The 23277-nt window shown below is 42.5% G+C and carries 23 protein-coding genes, 3 tRNA genes and 2 pseudogenes; 7 read left to right on the forward strand and 21 right to left on the reverse strand.

The features are described 5' to 3' along the window. Positions 1-108: 108 nt before the first annotated feature. From LGZ98_RS15125 to ati1, 3 genes and pseudogenes are all read right to left on the reverse strand, one after another. A pseudogene (locus LGZ98_RS15125) lies at positions 109-402 on the reverse strand (IS1-like element transposase); the annotation flags it as partial. Between the two features lie 180 nt (positions 403-582). Then, entirely contained in the window at positions 583-2076 is a 1494-nt protein-coding gene (locus LGZ98_RS15130; protein ID WP_228902982.1) for an exonuclease/endonuclease/phosphatase family protein, read from the reverse strand. A gap of 42 nt (positions 2077-2118) precedes the next feature. Next, positions 2119-2568, reverse strand: a complete 450-nt coding sequence (gene ati1, locus LGZ98_RS15135) for an Ati1 family type III secretion system chaperone (protein WP_011148685.1) — start codon at positions 2566-2568, stop codon at positions 2119-2121. A gap of 387 nt (positions 2569-2955) precedes the next feature. Here ati1 and LGZ98_RS15140 point away from each other — a divergent pair. Next, positions 2956-4223 (forward strand): annotated as a pseudogene (locus LGZ98_RS15140) (IS4 family transposase). Between the two features lie 51 nt (positions 4224-4274). Here the strand turns inward: LGZ98_RS15140 and LGZ98_RS15145 are convergent. The 12 genes from LGZ98_RS15145 to LGZ98_RS15200 form a co-directional block, all read right to left on the reverse strand. Continuing rightward, positions 4275-5009 carry an immunity 52 family protein gene (locus tag LGZ98_RS15145; protein ID WP_011148684.1) on the reverse strand — a complete coding sequence of 245 codons (735 nt, stop codon included), beginning with the start codon at positions 5007-5009 and terminating at the stop codon, positions 4275-4277. Positions 5010-5035: 26 nt separating this feature from the next. After that, positions 5036-5662 (reverse strand): restriction endonuclease fold toxin 5 domain-containing protein, encoded by a 627-nt coding sequence (locus LGZ98_RS15150; protein ID WP_262978243.1) that lies wholly within the window; start codon positions 5660-5662, stop codon positions 5036-5038. 163 nt (positions 5663-5825) lie between these two features. Continuing rightward, positions 5826-6089 (reverse strand): PAAR domain-containing protein, encoded by a 264-nt coding sequence (locus tag LGZ98_RS15155; protein ID WP_228902997.1) that lies wholly within the window; start codon positions 6087-6089, stop codon positions 5826-5828. A 2-nt stretch (positions 6090-6091) separates the two neighbouring features. Further along, a complete protein-coding gene (locus tag LGZ98_RS15160; RefSeq protein WP_113041685.1) occupies positions 6092-6826 on the reverse strand; it encodes an immunity 52 family protein in 735 nt (244 codons plus the stop codon). Between the two features lie 48 nt (positions 6827-6874). Then, positions 6875-7507, reverse strand: coding sequence for a restriction endonuclease fold toxin 5 domain-containing protein (locus tag LGZ98_RS15165; RefSeq protein WP_228902998.1), 633 nt, complete (start codon positions 7505-7507; stop codon positions 6875-6877). Positions 7508-7670: 163 nt separating this feature from the next. Then, positions 7671-7934, reverse strand: coding sequence for a PAAR domain-containing protein (locus tag LGZ98_RS15170; protein WP_113041683.1), 264 nt, complete (start codon positions 7932-7934; stop codon positions 7671-7673). Positions 7935-7936: 2 nt separating this feature from the next. Then, on the reverse strand, positions 7937-8662 hold the full coding sequence (locus tag LGZ98_RS15175; RefSeq protein ID WP_162120066.1) for an immunity 52 family protein: 726 nt from the start codon (positions 8660-8662) through the stop codon (positions 7937-7939). A gap of 27 nt (positions 8663-8689) precedes the next feature. Continuing rightward, on the reverse strand, positions 8690-9292 hold the full coding sequence (locus LGZ98_RS15180; RefSeq protein WP_228902999.1) for a restriction endonuclease fold toxin 5 domain-containing protein: 603 nt from the start codon (positions 9290-9292) through the stop codon (positions 8690-8692). Position 9293: 1 nt separating this feature from the next. After that, positions 9294-9638, reverse strand: coding sequence for a hypothetical protein (locus LGZ98_RS15185; RefSeq protein ID WP_011148676.1), 345 nt, complete (start codon positions 9636-9638; stop codon positions 9294-9296). 2 nt (positions 9639-9640) lie between these two features. Then, the gene (locus LGZ98_RS15190; protein ID WP_011148675.1) at positions 9641-10132 is read right to left on the reverse strand and encodes a DUF4123 domain-containing protein; all 492 of its coding nucleotides are present in this window, start codon (positions 10130-10132) and stop codon (positions 9641-9643) included. Next, positions 10129-12105, reverse strand: coding sequence for a type VI secretion system Vgr family protein (gene tssI / locus LGZ98_RS15195; RefSeq protein WP_262978244.1), 1977 nt, complete (start codon positions 12103-12105; stop codon positions 10129-10131). Before tssI ends, LGZ98_RS15190 begins: the two co-directional genes overlap by 4 nt. 14 nt (positions 12106-12119) lie before the next feature. Then, entirely contained in the window at positions 12120-13853 is a 1734-nt protein-coding gene (locus LGZ98_RS15200; protein ID WP_262978245.1) for a type VI secretion system baseplate subunit TssF, read from the reverse strand. Between the two features lie 163 nt (positions 13854-14016). Here LGZ98_RS15200 and LGZ98_RS15205 point away from each other — a divergent pair, with 163 nt between their 5' ends. Then, the gene (locus tag LGZ98_RS15205) at positions 14017-14160 is read left to right on the forward strand and encodes a hypothetical protein (RefSeq protein ID WP_158536514.1); all 144 of its coding nucleotides are present in this window, start codon (positions 14017-14019) and stop codon (positions 14158-14160) included. Positions 14161-14246: 86 nt separating this feature from the next. After that, on the forward strand, positions 14247-14510 hold the full coding sequence (locus LGZ98_RS15210) for a PAAR domain-containing protein (protein ID WP_113041678.1): 264 nt from the start codon (positions 14247-14249) through the stop codon (positions 14508-14510). Between the two features lie 79 nt (positions 14511-14589). Here the strand turns inward: LGZ98_RS15210 and mscM are convergent, their stop codons facing one another. The 3 genes from mscM to rsgA all read right to left on the reverse strand — a co-directional run bounded on the left by mscM (position 14590) and on the right by rsgA (position 19975). Next, entirely contained in the window at positions 14590-17925 is a 3336-nt protein-coding gene (gene mscM / locus LGZ98_RS15215) for a miniconductance mechanosensitive channel MscM (RefSeq protein ID WP_113041677.1), read from the reverse strand. Between the two features lie 26 nt (positions 17926-17951). After that, on the reverse strand, positions 17952-18845 hold the full coding sequence (gene asd / locus LGZ98_RS15220; protein WP_113041676.1) for an archaetidylserine decarboxylase: 894 nt from the start codon (positions 18843-18845) through the stop codon (positions 17952-17954). Positions 18846-18919: 74 nt separating this feature from the next. Continuing rightward, complete coding sequence (gene rsgA, locus LGZ98_RS15225) at positions 18920-19975, reverse strand: small ribosomal subunit biogenesis GTPase RsgA (protein ID WP_113041675.1); 1056 nt, start codon at positions 19973-19975, stop codon at positions 18920-18922. Between the two features lie 94 nt (positions 19976-20069). On the opposite strand from rsgA, the gene orn reads away from it, so the two are divergent. The 4 genes from orn (at position 20070) to LGZ98_RS15245 (ending at position 21162) form a co-directional block, all read left to right on the forward strand. Further along, complete coding sequence (gene orn / locus LGZ98_RS15230) at positions 20070-20615, forward strand: oligoribonuclease (protein ID WP_113041674.1); 546 nt, start codon at positions 20070-20072, stop codon at positions 20613-20615. 199 nt (positions 20616-20814) lie between these two features. After that, a tRNA-Gly gene (locus LGZ98_RS15235) sits at positions 20815-20890 on the forward strand. 55 nt (positions 20891-20945) lie between these two features. After that, positions 20946-21021: transfer RNA gene (locus LGZ98_RS15240), tRNA-Gly, on the forward strand. 65 nt (positions 21022-21086) lie between these two features. After that, positions 21087-21162, forward strand: a tRNA-Gly gene (locus LGZ98_RS15245). Between the two features lie 178 nt (positions 21163-21340). Here the strand turns inward: LGZ98_RS15245 and LGZ98_RS15250 are convergent. From LGZ98_RS15250 to LGZ98_RS15260, 3 genes are all read right to left on the reverse strand, one after another. After that, positions 21341-21667: a type II toxin-antitoxin system RelE/ParE family toxin gene (locus LGZ98_RS15250; RefSeq protein WP_113041673.1), complete on the reverse strand. Its 327-nt coding sequence runs from the start codon at positions 21665-21667 to the stop codon at positions 21341-21343. After that, positions 21667-21942, reverse strand: a complete 276-nt coding sequence (locus LGZ98_RS15255; RefSeq protein ID WP_049585369.1) for a type II toxin-antitoxin system Phd/YefM family antitoxin — start codon at positions 21940-21942, stop codon at positions 21667-21669. Before LGZ98_RS15255 ends, LGZ98_RS15250 begins: the two co-directional genes overlap by 1 nt. A gap of 334 nt (positions 21943-22276) precedes the next feature. Continuing rightward, positions 22277-23266: a DMT family transporter gene (locus LGZ98_RS15260; RefSeq protein WP_113041672.1), complete on the reverse strand. Its 990-nt coding sequence runs from the start codon at positions 23264-23266 to the stop codon at positions 22277-22279. Positions 23267-23277 lie beyond the last annotated feature (11 nt).

The raw sequence follows: 23277 nt of genomic DNA on the forward strand, positions 1-23277 counted from the left end.
CCACCCGCTATGCGGGTGGTTATGATTTGCTGTTTGATGTATGTTATTCATAGAAATTTTATCGCTCAAAGCTGCTCGTAAAATCTTCATTCCAATCGGTAGTTACTTGCCTTGGTGCGATTTTTTTAAGGCGTGCAGGACGGTGTTAATGCCAATCTTGAGGACACGAGCGGTGTCACGGACACCCGAGCCGTTGAACGCTATATCGACAATCTTCTCTTTGACGCCAGGTTTGCGAGCTTCATAGGTGTAGGTGAGCTGAAAAACATGGGGACAGGCTGGGCAACGATAGCGAACGTGACCGGCAGGGGTCTTACCGTGGCGATATGCGCGGTCGGAGTGGCAACGAGGACAGTGAACGGTGATGGATGCTATGAAGTGCTGAGTCTCAAAAGCACCCATCATACCGCTTCAACCGATCGGAGGCATCACCCGATTAAGGTAGAATCGCCTTCGTTATGTTCGAGCTGATTAGTATGCCAATTTTTCAATTTAGCATACTTTTTTCGGGATAAACGCCCTTTCAAAAACTGACCACTCTTTGCTTTTAATATCTAACAGAGAGCAATTGTTAGATTGCTATTAGAGGTTGGCAACGAATTGTTTATTAAATTCAGCATTCACTTTATCACTGAGAAGTTCGTACTTTTCACTCAATGCAATTTGCTGCGTTTGTAGTTGAGCTGGGTTTTTAACAAGATCAGATGCGTGAAGTTGACCCATCTCTTCCATAAAGCCGCTAGTTAACTGACTGAAGAGTGCATCTTTACCGATAATAAAACTCGAAAAGTTCTCTTTTACGAACTCTTGTTCATTGGGACTTAAGCTTTCTAAACCCAGACGTGCCTGGTTAGCGGAAGTGACATCGTCAAACGTCGCGTTAGCTGGATCAGTACCAGGCTTTAGGTACGCCGCGTCATTTTTGAAGTCACCAGCATTTTGAGTCATCGCGTTTTCTATGAGTTTTTGAGAGAAACTTCTTACCTCAAACGTAGACTGCACTGGTTTGTGGTCACTGACATTCACAAATCCATCAGTGATCACACTGGTTTCATGGTTCTGTAAGTTACCCGTTTTGTTGGTTAAACCAGTATTATCGAGCTCACCGAAATCAGGGCGATCTCGACCTTCTTTCTGTTTAATATTGCCAGTGTGCTTATCAAGCTGCATGTAAGTATGGCTATCGAGTGGTTTGAACTTAAAGCCATGTTTTGCTAAATGCGTATCATCGTGTGCAATTGGGTCGTACAGCACATCAGAGCCTTCAGCAACACGCTTCTCACGTTCATTGAGATCGCCGGTGATCAGAACCTCTTCATTCGGTTTGATCCCCTCCATCAACTTGTTTCCTTCGAATTCACGCTTTACTTCTTTGTTAGAATCCAAGTGCGCGGAAATCACGTTTAAAGCTTGGCCATTGATCTCTAAAGCGGTTTTCACCCCCCCTTTGTTACCAGTGATACCCATGAAGAATGCCATGGATCGTCCACCGATACCGTGACGATACTCAGACTCTTTTTTCACGTTAATATCGACGCCATCTTTAGCAAAAACAGACATAGAAGTATAACTAACACCTTCACCAAGACCTTTGGTCATTACTTTCATTTTGTTTTGGCTAAGGAGGTTCATGCCATCGAGTTCTAGGTCGTTGGCAAGCAATTTAGACTCTTGTTCAGCAAACAAGACCACATCATAATCACCTTTTTGGATCAGATTCTGGAAGTAGTTCTTAGTCTCTTCCGGCATCTTTTGGTTAGCCTGGTTGTAGGTTAATGTTAAGACCTTAACGTTGCCGCTGTTCTCTTTTTTGTGCAGCTGTTGGTTCATCAGATTCAGTTTTAAATCACTGTTTTTCGATGAATCTGTATTGCTAAAGAAGCGGTTAAAAAAGCTGCGATTCTCTTTTTGTTTTAGGCTAACTTCACCATCACTGTTTTTAGTAACGCGGTATTCTTTACCAAATACAGAGCCAAACTTAACCGTATCACCTTCTTTCGCATTGGTTTTGATATTTTGAATATCCGCGAAGTCTAAACTACCTCTGTGCTGACTATTAATTTGAATTGTTGACATAAATTAACCTCATATTATAAATAGGGGTGTTCGCTGCAGGGATTAAATAAAAATCCCGACAGGTAGTTTTTCTGGGATCGTTTCTGCGTTATTCGTTTGTTCAATAAAATGGTGCCATTGCTCCATTTTTTCTAACAGTTGCTGAAAGATGTTTTGCACATAATTTTGAGGCTTATTTGATAGAGAAATAATCTTATAAATCGTTAATCTACGGCTATCAGGCATTAAGCCAATACCAAAGCCACCTCTAAAAGGTTCTAGCGCGTGTTCACCGATCGCGACTGCAATCGCTTCTGGAAGAGGCGTTGGTAATTCAACTGGACTGGTCAGAGATATGTGTAAATTAATGGTTGTTTCATTCTTAAATATGGTTAAGAAAAGCGCCTCACCATGGTCATTAGTATCGAATGATAACTCACATTGAAATAATCCATTTTCATCGAAATCGGCACCGTTACCTAAAAATCTGATACTTTCCTGATAGATATCCATTGTGTTCCTTCTATATATTATTTTTTGATGGTTATTCTTCTTAGTAAGAAGGATTATAAAGACGAGGGAATTGTATGATATTAAGTACAGGCGGATTTTTTTATTCTTCCATATGAAAGGTTAAATCTATGGTCACCCTCGTTTTTGCAACACTAATTTTGATGAATTTTGAGCTTGCTTAAATCTATCCGGCGTCACTATAGGCAAGGATGCCCGCGCCTCGATGAGTTCCGCGCCTGATGTTCCTAAAAAACCACTCGGCTTTAATAAGCCATCTTCATAAACAGGATCTTTAGCGGCAACCTGTTATTTTAGATAGAAAAAAGGCTTTATTTATGATCTGATAATTGTCGCCAAACAAAATACCGAGATCAGAGAATAAAGCCGATGACAATTATCTCCACAAAACCTCAGTTAATGCAATTCTTCAGTGACACTTTTCTTGAAAAAACGGCCCGCAGATGTGGCTTTATGGAGCGGTTCAGAAATATTGGGCCACAGTCTCTGGTTCTCAGTTTGATAGCCGCGTTGAGCAAAGGAAACTGCACTTCCATCGCTGACTTGCACCGGCAGTTTAACGGCATGTGCCTGAGTGAAAAACACACTGTCGCCTATAAACCCTTCCATAATCAGTTGCGTAAAAGCACCTTCGCCGATTTTATGAAGACACTGGTGACATTCGCCATGGTTCAATTGATTGAAAACGTTCTGCCGCCCTTACCCAAAAAATTTGAGCAGTTTGACGATATCCTCTTGCAGGATGGCGGCTCATTCAACGTTCATCCCGATTTAGCGGGGGTTTTTCCCTGCCGCTTCAGCCCATTGAAGGCAGCGGTTGAGTGCCATATGACCCTGTCTTTGTTCAGCCAATCACCCATCGCCATGACGGTGACCGCAGACACGGCATCTGAGCGGGCTTATCTACCAGCTCCCCATACCTTACGCAATAAATTGCTGCTGGCGGATGCCGGTTATGTGGATTTCGGGTACTTTGAACAACTTTCCTTGTCCAGTGGTTCATTTATCGTGCGGGGAAGCCAATCGCTTAATCCCCTGATTGTCAGTGCCCGCAATGGACAGGGGCGACAATTACCGACACTGGCGGCAAAAAACTCAGGGACATCAGCCGCAAAAATAACCGCGATGAGGTACTGGATTTCACCTGTCGGCGTGGCCGATTCGAATTTCGGATCATCCGGCGTTGGTTCGCGCAGGAAAAGCGCTTCTGTTTTGGGCTCACCAACCTGCCGCCATCCGACTTTACCGCAGATGACATCATGGCGCTCTATCGCTGTCGCTGGCAGGTCGAACTGCTGTTCAAGGAATTAAAATCCCACACCAACCGGACAGGCTTTGCGACCGGTCAGAAAGCGATAGCGGAAGGACTCATCTGGGCAAGTCTGCTGGCGTTGATAGTCCGGCGCAGTCTGGCGAGACGGTTTTTGCCTTCAGTCTCCTTTCTCAAGGCAGCCAAAAATGTTGATGTCTGGTTGTTGCCGATATTGGGCGCGATTATTCATCATGCCGGGTCGGAAATAGAACACCATCTGGATTGGGCCCTGAAATATCTCTCCAAAAACGCGTTGAAGTTGCCTCAAAGAAAATCCAATAAAGACAATACGTTGGAGGGTATTGTCGAGAGGCTTAATGCTTAAGGTTCAGTGTATGAGGTCGTTTTAATCGGATAGCTGCTTTGCTTGTTATATTTATATCTCTGTTATCAGAGGTAATATTTGTAGATCCCGCAAGCAGATTTCAATATCATTGGCTTTATTGATATGTTCTTGATTTTCAATATCAAAAATATCTTTTGTCGTAATAATCAATGAGCCTTTTTTGTTATTTTTATCAGAAATAGATATTATTTCTTCCGCCATTGGAACTAAAGTCGGATCTATTTCAATTGGTAAGTAGAGCATCCAACCGGCGTAAACCCTATCTGGAAAAACTTGTTTTTGTTTTAACGAGTAACCTCTTGTATCTACTAACATAAATGGAGAGTTTCGAATCGATATTGAATTTTTTAAAAGCTCAATAATATCTTGAAAATTAAATTTATCTTTATCTAAATTGATGCTTATAGATATATTAGTTTTACCTAATCTAACAGGATTAACATGGATTTTATCTTCACCCATATATAGAATACTGTTGTTGTTCTCATCTACTCCATCAGATAATGATTTCACAATAAATCCAGAGTTTTCATCATAAGTTTCTTTAAAATCTTCTATAGCATATTTAGTAGGTCCATTTTCATCAAATGCATTATTTTTTAATCTCTCTTCTTGAGTATAACCAGGTAAATACCAACCACTTTTTCTAGTTGTTAACTTATTTATCTTGCATGTAATTTGATATAAATCAAGTAATGCATTTTCAGGAGTTAAAGCCTCATTTAAGTCATGGAATAATTTTATTCTTGAAAAGATCATTGACATTTTTAATTCTCCTTTTGTGAGAATGATTAAAGTTTAGTGTTAAATACCGTAATGTTAGGAAACATAGAAAATGCCGTAAGAAAGTATTCATAAGATATTGGTTCTAGAAAGTGCCAATGGGATTTTGGAATATTATCTAATGTCTCGCACACTAAGTTCTGCCTCCTAGCCTGATTAATCATACTGTCATATCCAGACATTTTTCCCTTTAACTTTATATTTTTATAAAAGTCATTAGGTTCTCCATCTTTGAAAAATTGATCATATTTAGCTTTGGCCTCAAGAAATAAGCATTGTGCAGGTTTCCAACCATCGAAATTTGTATCCATGCATAACCAGGTTTCAATTAGGTTTAATTCAGGGTTGTATATCGTCCCGGCAATTTTTGTTTGGTAGGCAATGGTTATTTCTGAATACGATGTGGTCTTTTCCCAAACCATTGTAACGTTGCCAATTGCCGGACATTTCTCACATTCGGTGCGGGACGAAGCAATTGTTTGTGTATCCGCTTTTGCCTTGTCTTGTTCACCTTCTTTATCTTTGGTGCTTTCCATCACACCAACGGCGGCTAATCCTGTTGCACAAGCAGCCAGTGTCCATTCAGCCGCCGCTAAAAGAGCGGGAGCCGCTGGCGCAAGAAGTAGTAATGGCATGTCCATTTCTCCTTTTCAATAAATGATCCATGACTCGCAAATAATCACGGTATTTTTCTCGGCTCTCCATTGTACCGGATTAATGTATTAGCCCGGTACAATGGAGAAGACAAGCGCAGCGCGTCAGTGTTGTCTTAAATAGGCCAAAGTGATTGTTGTCTCATTAAGCGAGAAAATCTTTCTGGCTGGCAATCAGTTTTGCACCACATGCTGTATGCATACCTTCTAATGCGACAGGTTTTCCCTGATGCTTTAAGTCATTACTACCTTCCACAATAGGGAAAACCCCTTTGCACTTAGGGCAGTTTACTAAATCACCTTTAGTGGCAACAGGTACGCCTTGATACACGTAATTATCAATGGCGGTAATGACTTGACCACCATGATCGGTTAGGTCGTTTAATCGGATTACGGCTCTGTTTGTCATATTTATAACTCTGTCATCAATGGTAGTATTTGTAAATCCCGTAAACATATTTCAATATCATTGGCTTTATTGATATGATCTTGATTTTCAATATCAAAAATATCTTTTGTCGTAATAATCAATGAGCCTTTTTTGTTATTTTTATCAGAAATAGATATTATTTCTTCTGCCATTGGAACTAAAGTCGGATCTATTTCTATTGGTAAATAGAGCATCCAACCTGCACTTATTCGGTCTGGAAATACTTGCTTTTTTTTCAATCTATATCCTCGTGTTTCAGTCATAACGATTGGAGAATTACGAGTAGATGCTAAAGCTTTAACAAACTCTATAATAGTTTGAATCTTAAATTTTTCTTTCACTAAGTTAAGATCAATAGATATATTTGTTTTCCCTAGTCTATTATTGTAAATTACATCACTGCTTTGATAAAAAATTCTATTTTTAAGTTCAATATCACCTGGGATATCAAATAAAGTAGCTATAAGATATTTTGCATCTTTATCATAATTTTCTGTAAGCTGGCTTATAGCATATTCAGTAAAACCAGTATCAGTAAATACATTATTTTCCTCTATTTCCTCTAAACTATATCCTGGTAAATGCCAATAACTTGGGTTACTACTAATATTATTTATTTTCTGCATTATCTGATATGCATCCCTTAACGCCAATTCAGGTGTTATTGGCTCATTAAGGTCGTGAAACAATTTTATTCTTGGATGTATTAAACTCATAATCATTAATCCTGTTTGAAATTTTCAGCAATAGTTATAGGCTTTTGATCAACTCATTGGCGTATGAAATGTTTTAATGTTAGTAAAAGGAACAAACATTTCAGAAAAATATTCATAAGATATAGGCTGCAAAAAATGCCAATGAGACTTTGGAATATTATTCAATCCTATGCATACCCTATTTTGTCTTTCTGCTTGCCAAATTGTACTTTCTGCCCCTGTTTTGCTGGTAGGTGTTTTTCTAAACTCACCAAAAATCCAATCTGGTTCACCATTCTTAAAAAACTGATCATATTTAGCTTTGGCCTCAAGAAATAAGCATTGTGCAGGTTTCCAACCATCGAAATTTGTATCCATGCATAACCAGGTTTCAATTAGGTTTAATTCAGGGTTGTATATCGTCCCGGCAATTTTTGTTTGGTAGGCAATGGTTATTTCTGAATACGATGTGGTCTTTTCCCAAACCATCATTACTTTCCCAATAGCCGGACATTTCTCACATTCGGTACGGGACGAAGCAATTGTTTGTGTATCCGCTTTTGCCTTGTCTTGTTCACCTTCTTTATCTTTGGTGCTTTCCATCACACCAACGGCGGCTAATCCTGTTGCACAAGCAGCCAGTGTCCATGCAGCCGCAGCTAAAAGAGCGGGGGCCGCTGGCGCAAGAAGTGGTAATGGCATGTTAATTTCTCCTTTTCAATAAATGATCCATGACTCGCAAATAATCACGGTATTTTTCTCGGCTCTCTATTTTACCGGATTAATGTATTAGCCCGGTAAAACGGAGAAGACAAGCGCAGCGCGTCAGTGTTGCCTTAAATAGGCCAAAATGATTGTCGTCTCATTAAGCGAGAAAATCTTTCTGACTGGCAATCAGTTTTGCGCCACAGGCTGTTTGCATACCTTCCAATGCAATAGGTTTTCCCTGATGCTTTAAGTCATTGCTACCTTCTACAATAGGGAAAACCCCTTTGCACTTAGGGCAGTTGACTAAATCACCTTTAGCGGCAACAGGCACGCCTTGATACATGTAATTATCAATGGCGGTAATGACTTTACCACCATGATCGGTTAGATCGTTTAATCGTATTACGGCTTTGTTTGTCATATTTATAACTCTGTCATCAATGGTAGTATTTGTAGATCCCGCAAGCAGATTTCAATATCATTGGCTTTATTGATATGTTTCTTGTTTTCAATATCAAAGATATCTTTTGTAGTGATAATCAATGAGCCTTTTTTGTCATTTTTATCAGAAACAGGTGTTATCTCTTCTGCCATTGGAACTAAAGTCAGATCTATTTCTATTGGTAAATAGAGCATCCAGCCGGCACTTAAACGATCTGGGAAGACCTGTTTTCTTTTTATTCTATAATTATCAGTTTCTACCATAATATAAGGTGAATTATGGCTATAAACCAGAAACTTGATAAAATCAATCAACTTAATAAAGTGAAACTCTTTTTCTTTAATGGATATATTAATCTCTATTTTTGTTTGGCCTTGTCTTTCAACATGATAATTAAAGTAACTAACTGAACATGCTTGCCCATCCTCGCCTCCATCCCAGACGCCTGATATAACCGTAGGATCTTCTTCCGTATAATTTTCTTTAAAGTCGCTTATACATTCGTCTGTTATTCCTCTCTCATCAAAAGCTACCCGAGTTAATGCTTCTTCGCGGCTATTTCCTCCTAAGTACCATATTTTAGTGTATCCAAAGAAGATATCTTCCAATTGTTTTACGATTTTATAGGTATCATTAACTGCAATGTCTGGCGTTAATGGCTTTTTCCAATCTGTATATATTTCTATGTCTAAAGATAAAATAGTCATTAATTTTTCCTATTAGAAATTATTCGGTTAACAAGGAGTATGAAATACTTTAATATTGGAATAAATAGATAATTTCTCTAAATAATAGGCGTAGCTTATATGTTGCATAAAATGCCAATGAGAATTTGGTGTACTGTTTAATGAAGTACACACCCATTGTTGTCTTTTTCCTTGTTTTTGCATTGAGTAGTCTGACGATTTCCACCAAGGTTTGGGTTTACCATTTTCAAAGAACTGATCATACTTAGCCTTAGCTTCAAGAAATAAGCATTGTGCAGGTTTCCAACCATCGAAATTTGTATCCATGCATAACCAAGTTTCAATTATATTTAATTCAGGATTGTATATCGTTCCGGCAATTTTTGTTTGGTAGGCAATGGTTATTTCTGAATACGATGTGGTCTTTTCCCAAACCATCATTACTTTCCCAATAGCCGGACATTTCTCACATTCGGTACGGGACGAAGCAATTGTTTGTGTATCCGCTTTTGCTTTGTCTTGTTCACCTTCTCTATCTTTGGTGCTTTCTATCACACCAACGGCGGCTAATCCTGCTGCACAAGCAGCCAGTGTCCATTCAGCAGCAGCTAAAAGAGCGGGAGCCGCTGGCGCAAGAAGTGGTAATGGCATATCAATTTCTCCTTTTCAATAAATTATCCATAACCCGCAAATAATCACGGTATTGTTGTTCCGGGTTATCCCCGGCGTTCAACATATTCTGGATTGCTGGCGAGCCGTGAAAATCACGGTTAAATGCAACGAAATATAAATAAGAGCGGATCAATGCTTCATCCTTGAACCCCATCTCAACCAAGTCCAGATAAGCCTTCTTTAATCGTTCGTGCAGGCTGTGTTCGCTTTCATTTTCGACTAATCCACTGTGCTCAGCCAGAATACGTTGTCGGATCTGGGTCACATAAGCCTCATCTTCCGCATCAATAAATTTAGCGACCTGCTCCTTGCTGAGTTTTATCATCGTTAGGCCCCTTTTACGAAATGATCATTATTATCAAAAGAATACACCCACTCATGAATACCGTCAGTGAATGCTGACAATTGCTCTGGGCTGAAAATATCCCGGATTTGATGCAAGATACGGGGATCGTAAAAACGCAGCAATGCCGTTTCCCCCGTTTCCAGCTCAACATTCAGGTAGTTTTCAAGGTGGCGGGTTAGTTTGTCCAAAGACAGTGTGGTGTGTAGCCAGGACACCGAAGGTGCAACCTTTTCCAGCGCAGATAACTTTTCTTCCCATGATTTCGCATAAGCCATATCAAACAACCACGGCCCCGCGAACGCAATTTTGGCATCCGGGTATTGCCGGAACAGAGGATTATTCGTGCCGACGATATACTTAATCTCCTCAGCAAAATGACGTTCATACTGTAGGCCGCTGACTAAGGCATACCATTTCATTTCGGGATGCATTTCTCTGTATTCACTCCATTTTTTCTGTAATTCCGGTGTCATGACTGCCCCCTGATAACCATTGCCGTACCATCCTGTTCTGCTTTCAGCAGACAGGTCAGACAGATTTCTTTCAACGGCACCGTCAGGGCTTTTTCTGCCTGTATGACACTTGTCTGTTTCAGTTTATCCAGCCTATCCGGTAGCTTGCCACCCCAACCTGAGCCGCTGCCGGGTGCTCCACTGCCAAAGTTAATACTCGCACTGCTGGTAATACCGCCAGCATCGATTTTAAGGAAGTGCCCGGCGGCCTGTAGGGTCAGTTCACTGCCGGCATCAATCACGACTTTAGCACCGGAACTTAGGTGAATTTCATTGCCACTTTGAGTTAACAGGGCGTCATCTGCTTTGATATGGAGTTTTTGCCCCGTAGATAGGGAAATGTCATTTCCCGTCTGTACGCGGTACTCATTATCAATGCGTAAATGGGCATCATGTTTAATATGATCTGTCCGGTTATGCCCAATATTATGGGTTTCATCATTCAGAACCTGCGTATTCATATCCCGTTGAGCATGAATAAACACTTCTTCACTGCCGTTTGCGTCCTCAAAACGTAATTCGTTAAAGCCGTTACCTTTATGCGTTTTGGTTCTGAACGTGGTGCGCGTCTTTTCCGCAGGTAGATTCAGCGGTGGGCGGTTAAGGCCATTGTAAGTACATCCGGTAATAATAGGCCGGTCAATATCGCCGTTGAGATAGGAGATAATCACTTCCTGACCGACTCGCGGTGTTGCCAGAAAACCAAATCCGTTGCCATTCCACCCTTGTGCAACCCGCACCCAGCAAGAAGCCTGGTCGTCAGGCGCGTCATAACGGTTCCAGTGGAAGTGAACGCGAACCGCGCCATCTTTATTGACGTAAATTTCTTCAGTCCCGGGTCCGACAACGGTTGCAATTTCATCGCCATCGGCCAATGGTTTATAGCGGTATGGGGGACGCCAATCGTTGCGACCAGGAATGAACTGGGTTTGTGAATTCAGGGTAGTGCCGGTTCCACCATCGCCTAGAACGGCGGGGACATGCCCCATGTGTTGGGAAGAGATGACTTGCCAGCGATCATTCATGGTGTCAATCGGGTGATTGGTTAATGTGAAGATTCTGCCGGGCATTAGTCGAATACAATTGCTGTCCGCTTGCCCTGATTTGCTGTCAGCACGCAAAGCTTCCAGCCGGTACTGGGTAAACGGAATGCCCTCTTTGTCTTTCTGAAAACGGCCGTAACTTTCAAAAATATGAAATGGCGTGCCGTTCTCCGCTTCAAAATCCGTGGCGTTATGCTGTAAAGCGTAATTGGGGTTGTGATAATTTCTGTCTTTTTGGTCGGTAGATTCCGGGCGCATGTAGGAGCCAAGAGACCATTTGTAGATAACATTTTCTTCTACTGCGCTGGTGACGTCCGGGTTATAAATCAACGTATCCGGCGCTCTCATGTTCAGGTAGCTATCACTGAGATAGAGCCCGTCATCGGCGAACCAGAAGAAAATCCCCTCCTCAGCCGCCAGGCGGGTAAAGAAATCATAGGATGATTCCCTTTTCATGGTGACGTATTCCCGCGTTGAGTGTGGGTTATTCAAATGCATATTGGCCCGGAGTTTCTTCTGTTTCAGTATGCGTTGTAAAATATCGGGGACACTAAGCTGGTGATAAATACGGCTGTCCTGATCGAGGGTCAGCAGCCACATTTCTGGTCTGACTGTCAGGTGATACTGAGTTTGATGTCGGTTTGTGGCGCCAACAACCGCACTTGCAACCAATCCTTTCACTTCACGTTGCAGAATATCGTCACGGGTAACGGTGAACAGCCCGGTTTGGAGCAGGAGGGTGTCCGTGTCTATATCTGAACGGTTTGCCGCTAATGTGAGAGACAGGGTAAATAACGCTGAAAGCGCTTCATCTAATGTAAAATTCACTACCGCAAAAGTCATGGGCGGCAGATTGCCGATGGTGCAGGAAAAGCGGAGTCCGGTTTTCATAATGTTTCCTTCAATTACATGATCTTCTGATGCCCAGGCATATTGTAAAATTCCCAGTATTCATTGGTATCGTTATTGATAACGGTTAATCTGTGAAAGCTGGTTTCAACAAAACAGAGGGAGAAAGCGGTGTGTAGTGTTTTGGCAAAAACGTACATTTCTCCTTCATGTTCATAATTTTCTGGTGTCATGCGCAGTGTGATGGCTTGGCCTCTCACAGGAATGCCCTTGTCAAAATGGTAGTATGGCTCAAGGTAGATAGCGCTGAGACCATCGGCCATGCGCTGAATATGCCGGCTACGCGGGGCGTCCAGATGCGCGAAGGTATCAAGTTGTTTGACCAGAGATCTGACTGATTCAATATGACTGAGAAAAAATGGCCCAATCGACAACAAAGAGAGTATCGGCCAGTGCTGATGACTGTTTACGACGGCAGGAAGATCTTTTGACGCCGCCACGATATTCCTGGCCTGAATATGGCTGGGTATCTGCTCGCTGGGTATACAGATTTGCCCGATGCCCAATGTCCGTGCTTGCGTATGATATCTGTGATATTGGCAGTAAAATTCGCGATAGTAGTGTTCTGTTACGGGTTTTGCCTGATGATCATAAAACGTGAGATTAATTTGATTGCCACCAAATGGCGATTCTTCCCGTATATGGTTAAAAAGTAATATGTTGTCACCGGGTTCGGCAAAATGGCAGGCGGCCAGTTGCTCGCTATTGATAAGAGGAACGCTGTGAGCAGATCCTTCAGATGTTCCATCAGGATCGGATTGGAGTTTAATGTTATCAATACTAAAGATTTCATTCGCTGCTAATACATAACGCGATTTGCCCTTTTCAAATGTTATCGGTTTTGTTCTTGCCGGAGCCAGGTTAATAACGGGTACGCAATGGGGAATAAATGCGGGTGTAATGTCCTCGATGGGAATGTTACGGTCAAATTCTAGAATAATGGTAAATTGCTTATCTTCTCCCAAAGGGAGCTCAGCGATTTCTTCCGATAAATCAAATGACATAAAGTCATTAACATGTGGCAGATAGAGGTATTCGTATAACACCTGCAACGGCCAGAAATAGTCATGGGGTCTCGGCAGGACCAAATTTTCTTTCAGGCGTGGTGTGATCTCAATAGCCAGCCACATCTCCGTCTCTTTTAGGGATGTTTTCAGATAAGTGTTGTTCAGCGATTGATCCACGTATTTGGTCAGTAAAGACGCCAGTTTTTGATCTTCTCCGAGAAAAAGCGTGACTTGCCCTGTCTTCCAATGGGTAGTTTGCCCATGATATTGAAAGGTCAGTGATATCAGGCTCTTGTCTCCGCTGTGTGTCAGCGTTTTATGGACCAAAGTGATGGGCTCAATATTGATATCTTGAGTGGTTCTGAATGTAATGGATTGATTCTGCTGTATGGCGGAAATTTCACTGCCTTTGGCAATGCTTGTGGTTTCAGTCATGCTGCCCGGTTGAATATCTAGCTGGACAATGCTGGTTGAAGGGATCGGATGTAAAGGTATCGGCCATACTTTTCGTAGAAGAGGGTTAATGATTTCCGGGAAACCATCATCAATTTTCTGCTTAATACCGGCAGTTGTAAGCGCAAAACCTTCCAATAATCGGAGAACATCCGGGTCGCCAGATTCGGAGGTAAATGGAGCAAGGTGTGGATGCTCTTGCGCTGCGTTACTCAGATCATGCTTTATTTGTGAAAGTGCTTCCCGATAGAAGTCTTCAAAATTTTTCATATCTACCTTTGTCTTTTTTCCGATCAAATATTAATGTAAATTTATATTTTGAGCTGATGGATATCAAGGTTGATAATTTAAATAGGTGCAATTTTTTGTTTCAAACAGTTAATGATGTAAATTTTTTAGGTGTTCGATTAACATAATTATGTAATTTATTTCAATGAGTTTTATTTATACCCAATGGATTTCAAGATGGATCGCGACGGCAAGGGAGCGAATCCCCGGGAGCATAGATAACTATGTGACCGGGGTGAGTGAGTGCAGCCAACAAAGAGGCAACTTGAAAGATAACGGGTATAGATAAATTTTCTTTAATCAAGTTGTGGCGCCATGATAGCCAGAGGTTAGCAGCTGAAATTAATATTTAATCATTAGTTAATGGAGGGAAAGATGTCACGTTCTATTATTTTGGTCGGTGATTCGACTTCGCATGGTGGCAAGGTGTTAGCAGGTGATGAAGGCGTTGATGTGTTAGGGAAGAAAGCGGCTCGGGTTGGGGATGCTGTATCCTGTCCAAAATGTGGTGGCAATCAAACCATTGTGGAAGGGACGCCTAAAATAGTCAGCTCTCATGGGCAAATGTATGCGCTGGAGGGAATGAAAACCTCTTGTGGCGCGACATTAATTGCTTCGCAAAGCCTATTTCAAGCATAGAATGGCGGTAAAAGGCCATATTTTGCCTGAAATAGGGTGAGTTGATTCAAGTACGGATGTTCAGTGCTTCATTATCTTTTTACAAACTACCCGGTTGACGTGGTGGATTACGGCCTGATCTAGTTGTTGTCGCACTGCGAATATCCCGACCAATCACATCAATACTCGCTTGAAATGGCGGGAATGGCAGAGTAATGCCGTGTTCGCGGAATCCTTGCAAAATAAGCTGATGGACTTCGTGACGAACCGGCATGCGGTGCCCCATTTCAGCGGCATAAATACGTAATTCAAATATCTGAATACCATGTTGAAGATCAACCAGATAGGCTTCAGGTGCCGGGTTATCAAGGATAAGCGTGCAGCGTTTAGCCGCAGTTAACAGGATTTGGGTGACCTCTTCACAGCTAGCTTCTGCCGGCGCAGGGATTGTCAGTACAACACGAGTGATGGTGTCAGATAATGACCAGTTAATAAACTGCTCGGTAATAAAGGCTTTGTTAGGAACAATGATCTCTTTTCTGTCCCAGTCTGACAGGGTTGTCGCGCGTGTATTGATCTTGGTGATGCTCCCGGTCAGGTTGCGGATAGTCACGGTATCTCCGATACGAATGGGTTTTTCAAACAATATCATCAGGCCGGAAACGATGTTGGCGAAGATTTCCTGTAAGCCAAAACCTAATCCAACCCCTAACGCCGCGACAAGCCATTGCAATTTTGACCATTCAATACCAATCAGGGAGAAACCCACTAAACCCCCAATCAAAGTAATGGTGTATTTGGTGAGTGTGGTGATGGCGAAGCCGGTACCTGGCGTGAGTTCCAAATGCTGTAGTAAGGCCAACTCAAGCAGCGCGGGCAGGTTACGCACCAGTTGAGTGGTGATAATAATCACCAAGATAGCAATCAAGACAGAACCTACGGTGATGGGTTGAACAGTTTCTACATTGTTTATGGTGGTGGTGACATCCCACAGTCGGATATTTTCTAGAAATGAGAAAGCGGAATGCAGTTCAGACCAGAGCCAAATGAGTGAAACCAAGGCAAGCAGAGTCAGAATTGAACGGATTAATCCCAGTGACTGAGCGCTGATTGCATCCAGATCAATAATGGGTTCCTCAACTTCAATGGCGCCTTCGATACTGCTTGAACCTGTTGAGTCGTCTTCTCCTTTGGCGCGTTGGGCCAGAATTTCTGCCCGTCGCTGTTTTGCCCGGTCAAAGGCGATCCGGCGTCGCTGAATCAGCATCCAACGACGGATAATATGGTAAATAACCAGTAGGAAGAACCAGATAGCAACGGAAGTTTCTAAACGCCCTAGCAATGCTTGTGATGTGCTGAAATACCCGAGTATGGAAGCTAGTGCTGCGACTATCGGCGCAGAGAGTAAAATCCACCAGAGAGCAATATTGATAACATTTTCGCCGTAGCCATTTTTATCCAGATAGAGCGGGACTTTTGCCCGTTTCAAGCTGTTAGTGATCAGGCTTAAGGAGACGCATAGGACGAGGAAGCAGAGCCTACCGAGTGTGGAAGAAAATTCTCGATCACTGTAATGTTCAAACGTTATCAATGCCATGACCAACGGTACAATGGCAAAGATAGATAGTTGGTAGAATCGTAAGGCCCGTTTAACACGTTCTTCCGGCCAACGAAAATGGGCAATGAATAACCCATTGGGATGGGCGAAAGTGGCACTTAGTATGAAGATCCATAATACGGGCGTCGTAGCACTGACACCATAACCAATAGCTGTCGCCATAGGATACTGCCAAGCGCTTTGCAGGCCATAGCCAATGGCGGACCAGAGCATGGGCAAAGGTAACGCGACCACAACCGACCAGAATACGGTACGTAAAGTGAGGGAGAAGTGATCATAGGTGACTTTGCCGATACGGTTACTCGCGCGTTCAAGGAATGCATGATAATGGCGGAGAGAACCGACGCTGAATATAACCAGGAAGAGGGTGCCAAGCAGATACAGCAGCGTATCCTGAGTGGTCAGCATGACTATTAGAGCGCCGCTTAACTGAGAGAAGGTATCCAGCGATAATAGACGGGTCAGATCCTGCACGACACTGATTGGGTAATTGAGCGAAATGGGGTTAACATCCGCGACCCAGAATAGATAACGGTGTGTGGCCTCTTTAACTTCGGTTAGCGCATCATTTAGCTGACTGGTAGCGACTTTCAGTTTGGTCAATTCAAGGATTTCACTGTCGTAACCAGATAATAATGAATTAAGTAATTCTTTGCGGGTGCGGGTAAGAGAATCATAAATCCTCTCTTGTTCAGCAGTTAACGCAACGTTGCTTTTCTGTACGGGTTTTGTGTCTTTTTGTAGCTGCTCCAGCATGTCTTCGTATTTCAGCCTATCGACCCTGAATTTGACAATATTCCGATCAAGTTGCTGTGGTTTAGACATGTCAGGCAAACGGGCAAGCTGAGTTTGGAGCGCTTCTCCGAGTGTTGTAGAGCCACCGAGCCATTGTGCCTGTTCACGAATAGTATTCAATGCTTGCCGGACCTGAATAATATCACTGGCGGCTTGGCGTTGCTTTGAGCCGATGACATTCATTCGTTGTGCTTGTTGATTTAATTCCTGAGATAAATTCCGGTTCAGTTGTAATTCATCAAGCAGAAATTTTGGTAGCTGATCACTTTGTTCCGCCAGCATCTCGGTATGTTCTAGGGCTAATTCTGCTTTTTGCTGGCGTTGTGCATTAAGTTGGCTACGGAGTTGTTGCAGTTCAAGATCAAGTCGATGATATCGCTTTTTGAACAGTTCAACCCGCATACGGGAAATTTCCTGTCGATTATTTGCAGAAAGTTGAGCTATTTCGAGTTCATTGACTGTCGCTTTGTGGGCATTGACTTCGGCTTGAGCTAAGGCAAATTGAGCCTCTCCTAATGGGGTGGAGGGTGTTCCTAATGATTGTAGGCGAGAAGATGCTTCAGTTAGCAAGCTTCGTGCTTCTGATTGTTGTTGCGGTAATAGTATTAGAGAGTCACTGATTTCCCGTCCTTTGTCCTGTTCTTGCTGTAATTGCCCCCCTTGTTCTAGTAACCGACTGCTGACCTGAATGATCTGTTGCTCAATGCTTGCTATGGGTTGGTTAGCAGGAATTGGGCGGGGAGTATCACTTTCAGTAAGTAATTTTTGACGAAGTTCTTTCGTTATTTTAGGAAAATCATCAATGGCGGTCTGATACTTTTGTGTTCTGTCGTTAGCTGATTTAGTATCGGCAATCCAATTGAGAGCGCCTTGCAACGCCTGAGTAACTTCTGCATCCTGCGGGTTTTTGCTGGATTCGATTTGTTTCAGTTCTTGTTTGAGCTGGTTCTCATCAAGTGGAATCGCAGCAAGAACCGGATTAATAATGATCAGGCTAAGCAGTAAGCTGATAATCAGGCGCACGATAAAGGGCTCTCCTTGGCAAGGGATTAGCTTATGTTGTCAGTAGGTTCGTCAGGCATGATAGCTTGGGCTAACAGTTCACCCATGCGGGTTGTTGAGCCACTGCTTAAATGCCCGGCTAACTGTATCTGATTTTGTGCAAACAGGTTAATGACGGTAGAACCCAATTTGAAACGCCCCATTTCTTCACCTTTCTTTAAAGAAATTGCGTCAGTTGCACCAGCTTCGGGGTAAGTCCAGCGTTTGATAATACCTTCCCGTGGTGGTGTAACCGTACCACACCAAGTCATTTCAATACTGCCGACGATAGTTGCACCAACTAGAATCTGTATCATGGGCCCAAATTGAGTCTCAAACAGACAGATGACTCTTTCATTACGAGCGAACAGATTTGGCACGTTGGCAGCAGTCAATGGATTGACAGAGAATAAATCTCCTGGGACATAGATCATCTCTTTCAGTAATCCATCGCAAGGCATATGTACACGGTGATAATCTTTAGGTGATAAGTAAGTCGTTACAAACTGCCCATCACGGAATATCTCTGCCAATTGGTGATTGCCGGCGAGTAGAGCTTCAAGTGTGTAGTGATGTCCTTTGGCTTGAAGGAGCTGGTATGTTCGGATATTGCCTAACTGACTGATAGTACCATCAGCAGGTAGCGCTAATTGGTGTTCATTGCTGACAACTGGGCGAATATCATCTTTTAATGGGCGGATAAAAAACTCATTGAATGTGGTGTATGCTGAAAACTCAGGCGCTTTCGCTTCATTCATATCCACTTTATAAACACGGGCAAACGCCTTGATTGCCAGTTGAGTTAACCAGCCAGCTTTTTTGTTGGCAAACCAACCTGCTAGATGAGTTATTCCCTGTTTAGGCAGTAAATAGTGCAACCTGATTTTAATGTTATCCAGCACGTCAACCTCTTGGATTCTATTGGCAAAATTAGATAAAAGGGGGTTATTGTACCCGTCCTTTCATTTGATGTCAGTTAGCTATCGTTATCTGTAAAAGTCTTGCGTGGCTTAATTTGATCCATGCTATCGAGAATACGGTGATAATTCTCAAAACGTTCTTGAGTTATTTCATTGTCTTCCACTGCCTTGCGTAACGCACATGCTGGATCGTCCCGATGTTTACAATCACGGAATTTACAACTGCCCAGATAATCACGGAACTCAATAAAACCCTGAGTTATCTGCTCCGGTGTTAAATGCCACAGGCCAAACTCTCGAACACCAGGAGAATCAATGACATCACCGCCATGAGGAAAATGATAAAGACGGGATGCCGTTGTGGTGTGTTGACCTAAACCGGAAACATCTGAAACCTGATTGACCAAGATTTCTGCTTCACTTTCCGGCAAGAGTGTATTGAGTAAACTTGATTTACCCACACCAGATTGACCGGCAAAAATAGTGATTCGACCTGCGAGCATCTTCGTTAATTCTTCCATACCTTCGCCAGTATGGCTTGATAGTTTCAATACTCTGTAACCAATGTTGTGGTATGTGGACATGATTTCGCTGACCCATGCACGGCTTTCTTCGTCCAAAAGATCAATTTTATTCAATACAATCAACGGTTCAATGCCCAATGTTTCACAGGCAACAAGGTAGCGATCGATAATATTGAGTGACAGTTCAGGAAGAATGGCTGACACAATCACTATTTGATCAATATTGGCGGCGATAGGTTTAATACCATCATAATAGTCAGGCCGCGTAAGTACGGAAGTCCGTTCGTGAACGGCTTCAACAATACCATTCACTTTAACATCTACTTGGGTTTGCAGCGAAGGACGCCATACCACCCGATCACCCGTTACCAATGAACGGATAGTTCTGCGAATATTACAACGTTGTATAGAACCGTCTTCTGCCTCGACATCAGCATGTTGGCCGAAACGGCTGATAACTAGCCCTTCCTGAGGTTCACCTAACTGACTATCATCCATTTCAGGTTTATTGTCCTGTTTTTTCAGCCTGCGCTGATGATTTTCCTGTACCCGCCGTTGCTGGCCTTTGGATAGTTTATGCTTAGCCACCGAACCTCACTTGTTCCACATTTATCGCTGTTATTGCTTAAAAGCGCTATGATACACCATTAATAATAACTCTCTCTCCAATCTAGGATATAACATGTCAAAAAGTGAGCACAATCTTATCTGGATAGATTTAGAAATGACGGGTTTAGATCCAGAGCGGGATCGCATTATTGAAATTGCGACAATTGTCACCGATGCAAATTTGAATATCTTGGCTGAAGGGCCGGTCATTGCGGTTCATCAGTCTGATGAACAACTTGCTCTGATGGATGAATGGAATGTGCGCACCCATACGGGCAGTGGGTTGGTTGAACGTGTTAAAGCCAGTAAAATTGATGATCGTGAGGCAGAGAAGGCGACGATTGAATTTTTGGAAAAATGGGTTCCGGCAGGTGCTTCTCCCATTTGTGGTAACAGTGTGAGTCAGGATCGGCGTTTCTTGTTCCGCTATATGCCAGAATTGGAAGCTTACTTTCATTACCGCTATCTGGATGTCAGTACACTTAAAGAATTAGCTCGTCGCTGGAAGCCGGAAATCCTTGCTGGGCTTAAGAAACAGAATACTCATCAGGCGCTGGATGATATCCGTGAATCAGTTGCTGAATTAGCCTATTATCGGGAACATTTTATTCAACTGTAAGCCAGAAAGTTTTAACTGGCTTGATAACGCAAGCTCAGTATGACGATTAATTAATCTATGTTGATGTTTAAATCGTCATTTTGCCGAAAAGTTTGTTTTTTTGCGTTGAAGGGCTTGCGGGCGCAATGATTTTTCGTATAATGCGCTCCCCATACCGATGAAGAATTTCATAAGGTATAGATAGCGTACTAAAAGATATGCGGGAATAGCTCAGTTGGTAGAGCACGACCTTGCCAAGGTCGGGGTCGCGAGTTCGAGTCTCGTTTCCCGCTCCAAATTTTGGTTTAGAATCAGTATGTTATTTCTGGCTATCGTTAGCCAATCAATGACGCGGGAATAGCTCAGTTGGTAGAGCACAACCTTGCCAAGGTTGGGGTCGCGAGTTCGAGTCTCGTTTCCCGCTCCAAGTTTAGATTCGCAATTGATTTCCTGGGATTAGTATATTATTTCAGGTGATCACCAGTCAGTAATGCGGGAATAGCTCAGTTGGTAGAGCACGACCTTGCCAAGGTCGGGGTCGCGAGTTCGAGTCTCGTTTCCCGCTCCAAGTCTTCCTTATATCATGTCGATAACCTAAATATCCTTCTCCTTTGCCAGTCTTATTTTCACGTGATAAACATGTTGCATGATGTTGTAAACATCGTCTGGGTTATTGGTAAATTTTTTGTATTTAACTTGTGAGTTTCATATCCATTGTTTGATAACGTAATACATACAGGGAAAATCTAACCACTCAGCAACCGGCGCATAAGCAGGGTTTGCATATCCCTCCGACCATCGGCAATTACAAAAATCACCACCTGTTGACCAATGAGCTGATAAATGACCCGATAAGATTTAAAAAATGTTTGGCGAAAATCGCGGATCCCTAGCTCCTGCAACTCCTTGGGATAATTGCCTTTTTCAGGAAAGTTAGCCAAGTTGTTTGCTGTTTTCAGCAACTGATCCAATACATAATCGGCTTTCCCTGAACTGTCATTTTCGACAATGTAATCGTAGATATCCTCTAAATCCGCCTCGGCATCTTTAGTCAGTACCACCTGATATGGCATTAGGAAAACTTTCTTTTATTCTTTAAACGTTGAACCACATCCTTTACCGGAGTGATTTCTCCCGCTTTAACCTGCTGTTGTCCTAAAGCCAAAATCTTTAACAACGCCATAGTTTCCTGAATCTGTTCATAAGAAGCAATATCCTGGATCACCGCTTTTGCTTCGCCATTTTGTGTAATAATCATCGGTGAGCGGGACTCAGAGAGTGTCGTCATCACCGTAGCTGCATTGGCTTTAAGGTAGCTGATAGGCTTAATTTGTTCTGAATAACGCATAGAATCCCTCACATCAAAAAAGACTAAATATAGACTATAAAAAGTCAATAAATTGATTGTAAAATGACTGAGCAAATTAAGCAAATGCCGATTTTGTAAAAGTAGAACAAGCAAGTCTATTGGCATGAGGTAATGTAGGAAAAATTATTATTATTTTGCTTGTTAGAGATGGTTTGTGAGTTGCATTTCTCCGCTCCCATTTTTGATATGCAAATATCCATTGAAATTTCTTACATTCATGGTTTTTAAGTTCAAAAATCAGGTTTGCCATCAGGTCTCAGTAAGATCGACGCTTTTGTTTGTACCAAAGCGTCGATAGGGGGAAATTTCTGGCTTATCTCCTGTAATTCTTTGCTTTATGGTTGATCCCAGATTTAGGTTCCGGTGGAATAAGTTTTTTACCGATTGATCTCCTATTGCAAATCAGGATGCCTCCGATGACGAGAGCACCGCCGATGAACATTGGGAATGTTAATCTCTCATCTAATAGTACTGCGCCGAGCAATACCGCAGTCAAAGGGTTAAGCGCAATAAATACGCCAGAGCGAGTGGAACCAATTCTTTGGATTCCGTCGTAATACCAGATGTAGGCTACCGCTGAGCCTACTGCACCGAGATAAAGTAAGCTGTAGAGATCAGTTATAGGTAATGTATGTATTGCAGATAAACTCATTTGCCCTGTGAAAATGGCCGTTGCTGTCAGCATGATAGCGCCTGCCAGGATGGAGTATGTAACGGTATGTAGCGGGCCGATTTGGTTCACAATATTCTTGCAGAAGACGCTATAAGCAACCCAGCTTAAAACACAGCCAAAGATCAACGTATCACCCAACCAGTTACCCTCTGCTCCCACCGTCAGTTGTGGTGTTTTGCTGAAAATCACGATCATTGCACCAAGCAGACAAAGAATAATTCCCAGTATTTTCAATGGTGATTGCCTTTCTTTATAAAAGAGATATGAAAAAATCGCCATTACTGCTGGATTCAGCGCCACGATAAGTGAAGCTCTGGATGCGGTTGTATGATGTAGACCATAAAAGAAGAACAGGTTGTAGGTGTATATTCCGCAGAGGCCAAGTCCAATGATTTTCAATAACTGAGATAGGCTAATCTTGACGAACATCTTTCCTGATAAAATGAGGAAGATAATTAACGTCATGCCCGCAAGAATGAATCTGAGGCTTGCTGATAGCAAGGGAGGTGTCTCGACAGAAATGTATCGACCTGCAACAAATGTTCCGCCCCAGATGATAGCCACAAGAGACAGCTTGATATAGGTTGAGTAGTTGTTGACCGACTGCGTTGATGCGTGGTTGCTTTTCATGTTTGTCAATA

The sequence above is a fragment of the Photorhabdus kayaii genome (assembly GCF_025384895.1).
Taxonomy (GTDB): Bacteria; Pseudomonadota; Gammaproteobacteria; order Enterobacterales; family Enterobacteriaceae; genus Photorhabdus; species Photorhabdus kayaii.

What these genes read in the sequence shown, in the direction of transcription:
- LGZ98_RS15130 (WP_228902982.1), bottom strand. Translation starts at nt 2,076, where the DNA reads ATGTCAACAATTCAAATTAATAGTCAGCACAGAGGTAGTTTAGACTTC.
- ati1 (WP_011148685.1), bottom strand. Translation starts at nt 2,568, where the DNA reads ATGGATATCTATCAGGAAAGTATCAGATTTTTAGGTAACGGTGCCGAT.
- LGZ98_RS15145 (WP_011148684.1), bottom strand. Translation starts at nt 5,009, where the DNA reads ATGTCAATGATCTTTTCAAGAATAAAATTATTCCATGACTTAAATGAG.
- LGZ98_RS15150 (WP_262978243.1), bottom strand. Translation starts at nt 5,662, where the DNA reads ATGCCATTACTACTTCTTGCGCCAGCGGCTCCCGCTCTTTTAGCGGCG.
- LGZ98_RS15155 (WP_228902997.1), bottom strand. Translation starts at nt 6,089, where the DNA reads ATGACAAACAGAGCCGTAATCCGATTAAACGACCTAACCGATCATGGT.
- LGZ98_RS15160 (WP_113041685.1), bottom strand. Translation starts at nt 6,826, where the DNA reads ATGAGTTTAATACATCCAAGAATAAAATTGTTTCACGACCTTAATGAG.
- LGZ98_RS15165 (WP_228902998.1), bottom strand. Translation starts at nt 7,507, where the DNA reads ATGCCATTACCACTTCTTGCGCCAGCGGCCCCCGCTCTTTTAGCTGCG.
- LGZ98_RS15170 (WP_113041683.1), bottom strand. Translation starts at nt 7,934, where the DNA reads ATGACAAACAAAGCCGTAATACGATTAAACGATCTAACCGATCATGGT.
- LGZ98_RS15175 (WP_162120066.1), bottom strand. Translation starts at nt 8,662, where the DNA reads ATGACTATTTTATCTTTAGACATAGAAATATATACAGATTGGAAAAAG.
- LGZ98_RS15180 (WP_228902999.1), bottom strand. Translation starts at nt 9,292, where the DNA reads ATGCCATTACCACTTCTTGCGCCAGCGGCTCCCGCTCTTTTAGCTGCT.
- LGZ98_RS15185 (WP_011148676.1), bottom strand. Translation starts at nt 9,638, where the DNA reads ATGATAAAACTCAGCAAGGAGCAGGTCGCTAAATTTATTGATGCGGAA.
- LGZ98_RS15190 (WP_011148675.1), bottom strand. Translation starts at nt 10,132, where the DNA reads ATGACACCGGAATTACAGAAAAAATGGAGTGAATACAGAGAAATGCAT.
- tssI (WP_262978244.1), bottom strand. Translation starts at nt 12,105, where the DNA reads ATGAAAACCGGACTCCGCTTTTCCTGCACCATCGGCAATCTGCCGCCC.
- LGZ98_RS15200 (WP_262978245.1), bottom strand. Translation starts at nt 13,853, where the DNA reads ATGAAAAATTTTGAAGACTTCTATCGGGAAGCACTTTCACAAATAAAG.
- LGZ98_RS15205 (WP_158536514.1), top strand. Translation starts at nt 14,017, where the DNA reads ATGAGTTTTATTTATACCCAATGGATTTCAAGATGGATCGCGACGGCA.
- LGZ98_RS15210 (WP_113041678.1), top strand. Translation starts at nt 14,247, where the DNA reads ATGTCACGTTCTATTATTTTGGTCGGTGATTCGACTTCGCATGGTGGC.
- orn (WP_113041674.1), top strand. Translation starts at nt 20,070, where the DNA reads ATGTCAAAAAGTGAGCACAATCTTATCTGGATAGATTTAGAAATGACG.
- LGZ98_RS15250 (WP_113041673.1), bottom strand. Translation starts at nt 21,667, where the DNA reads ATGCCATATCAGGTGGTACTGACTAAAGATGCCGAGGCGGATTTAGAG.
- LGZ98_RS15255 (WP_049585369.1), bottom strand. Translation starts at nt 21,942, where the DNA reads ATGCGTTATTCAGAACAAATTAAGCCTATCAGCTACCTTAAAGCCAAT.
- LGZ98_RS15260 (WP_113041672.1), bottom strand. Translation starts at nt 23,266, where the DNA reads ATGAAAAGCAACCACGCATCAACGCAGTCGGTCAACAACTACTCAACC.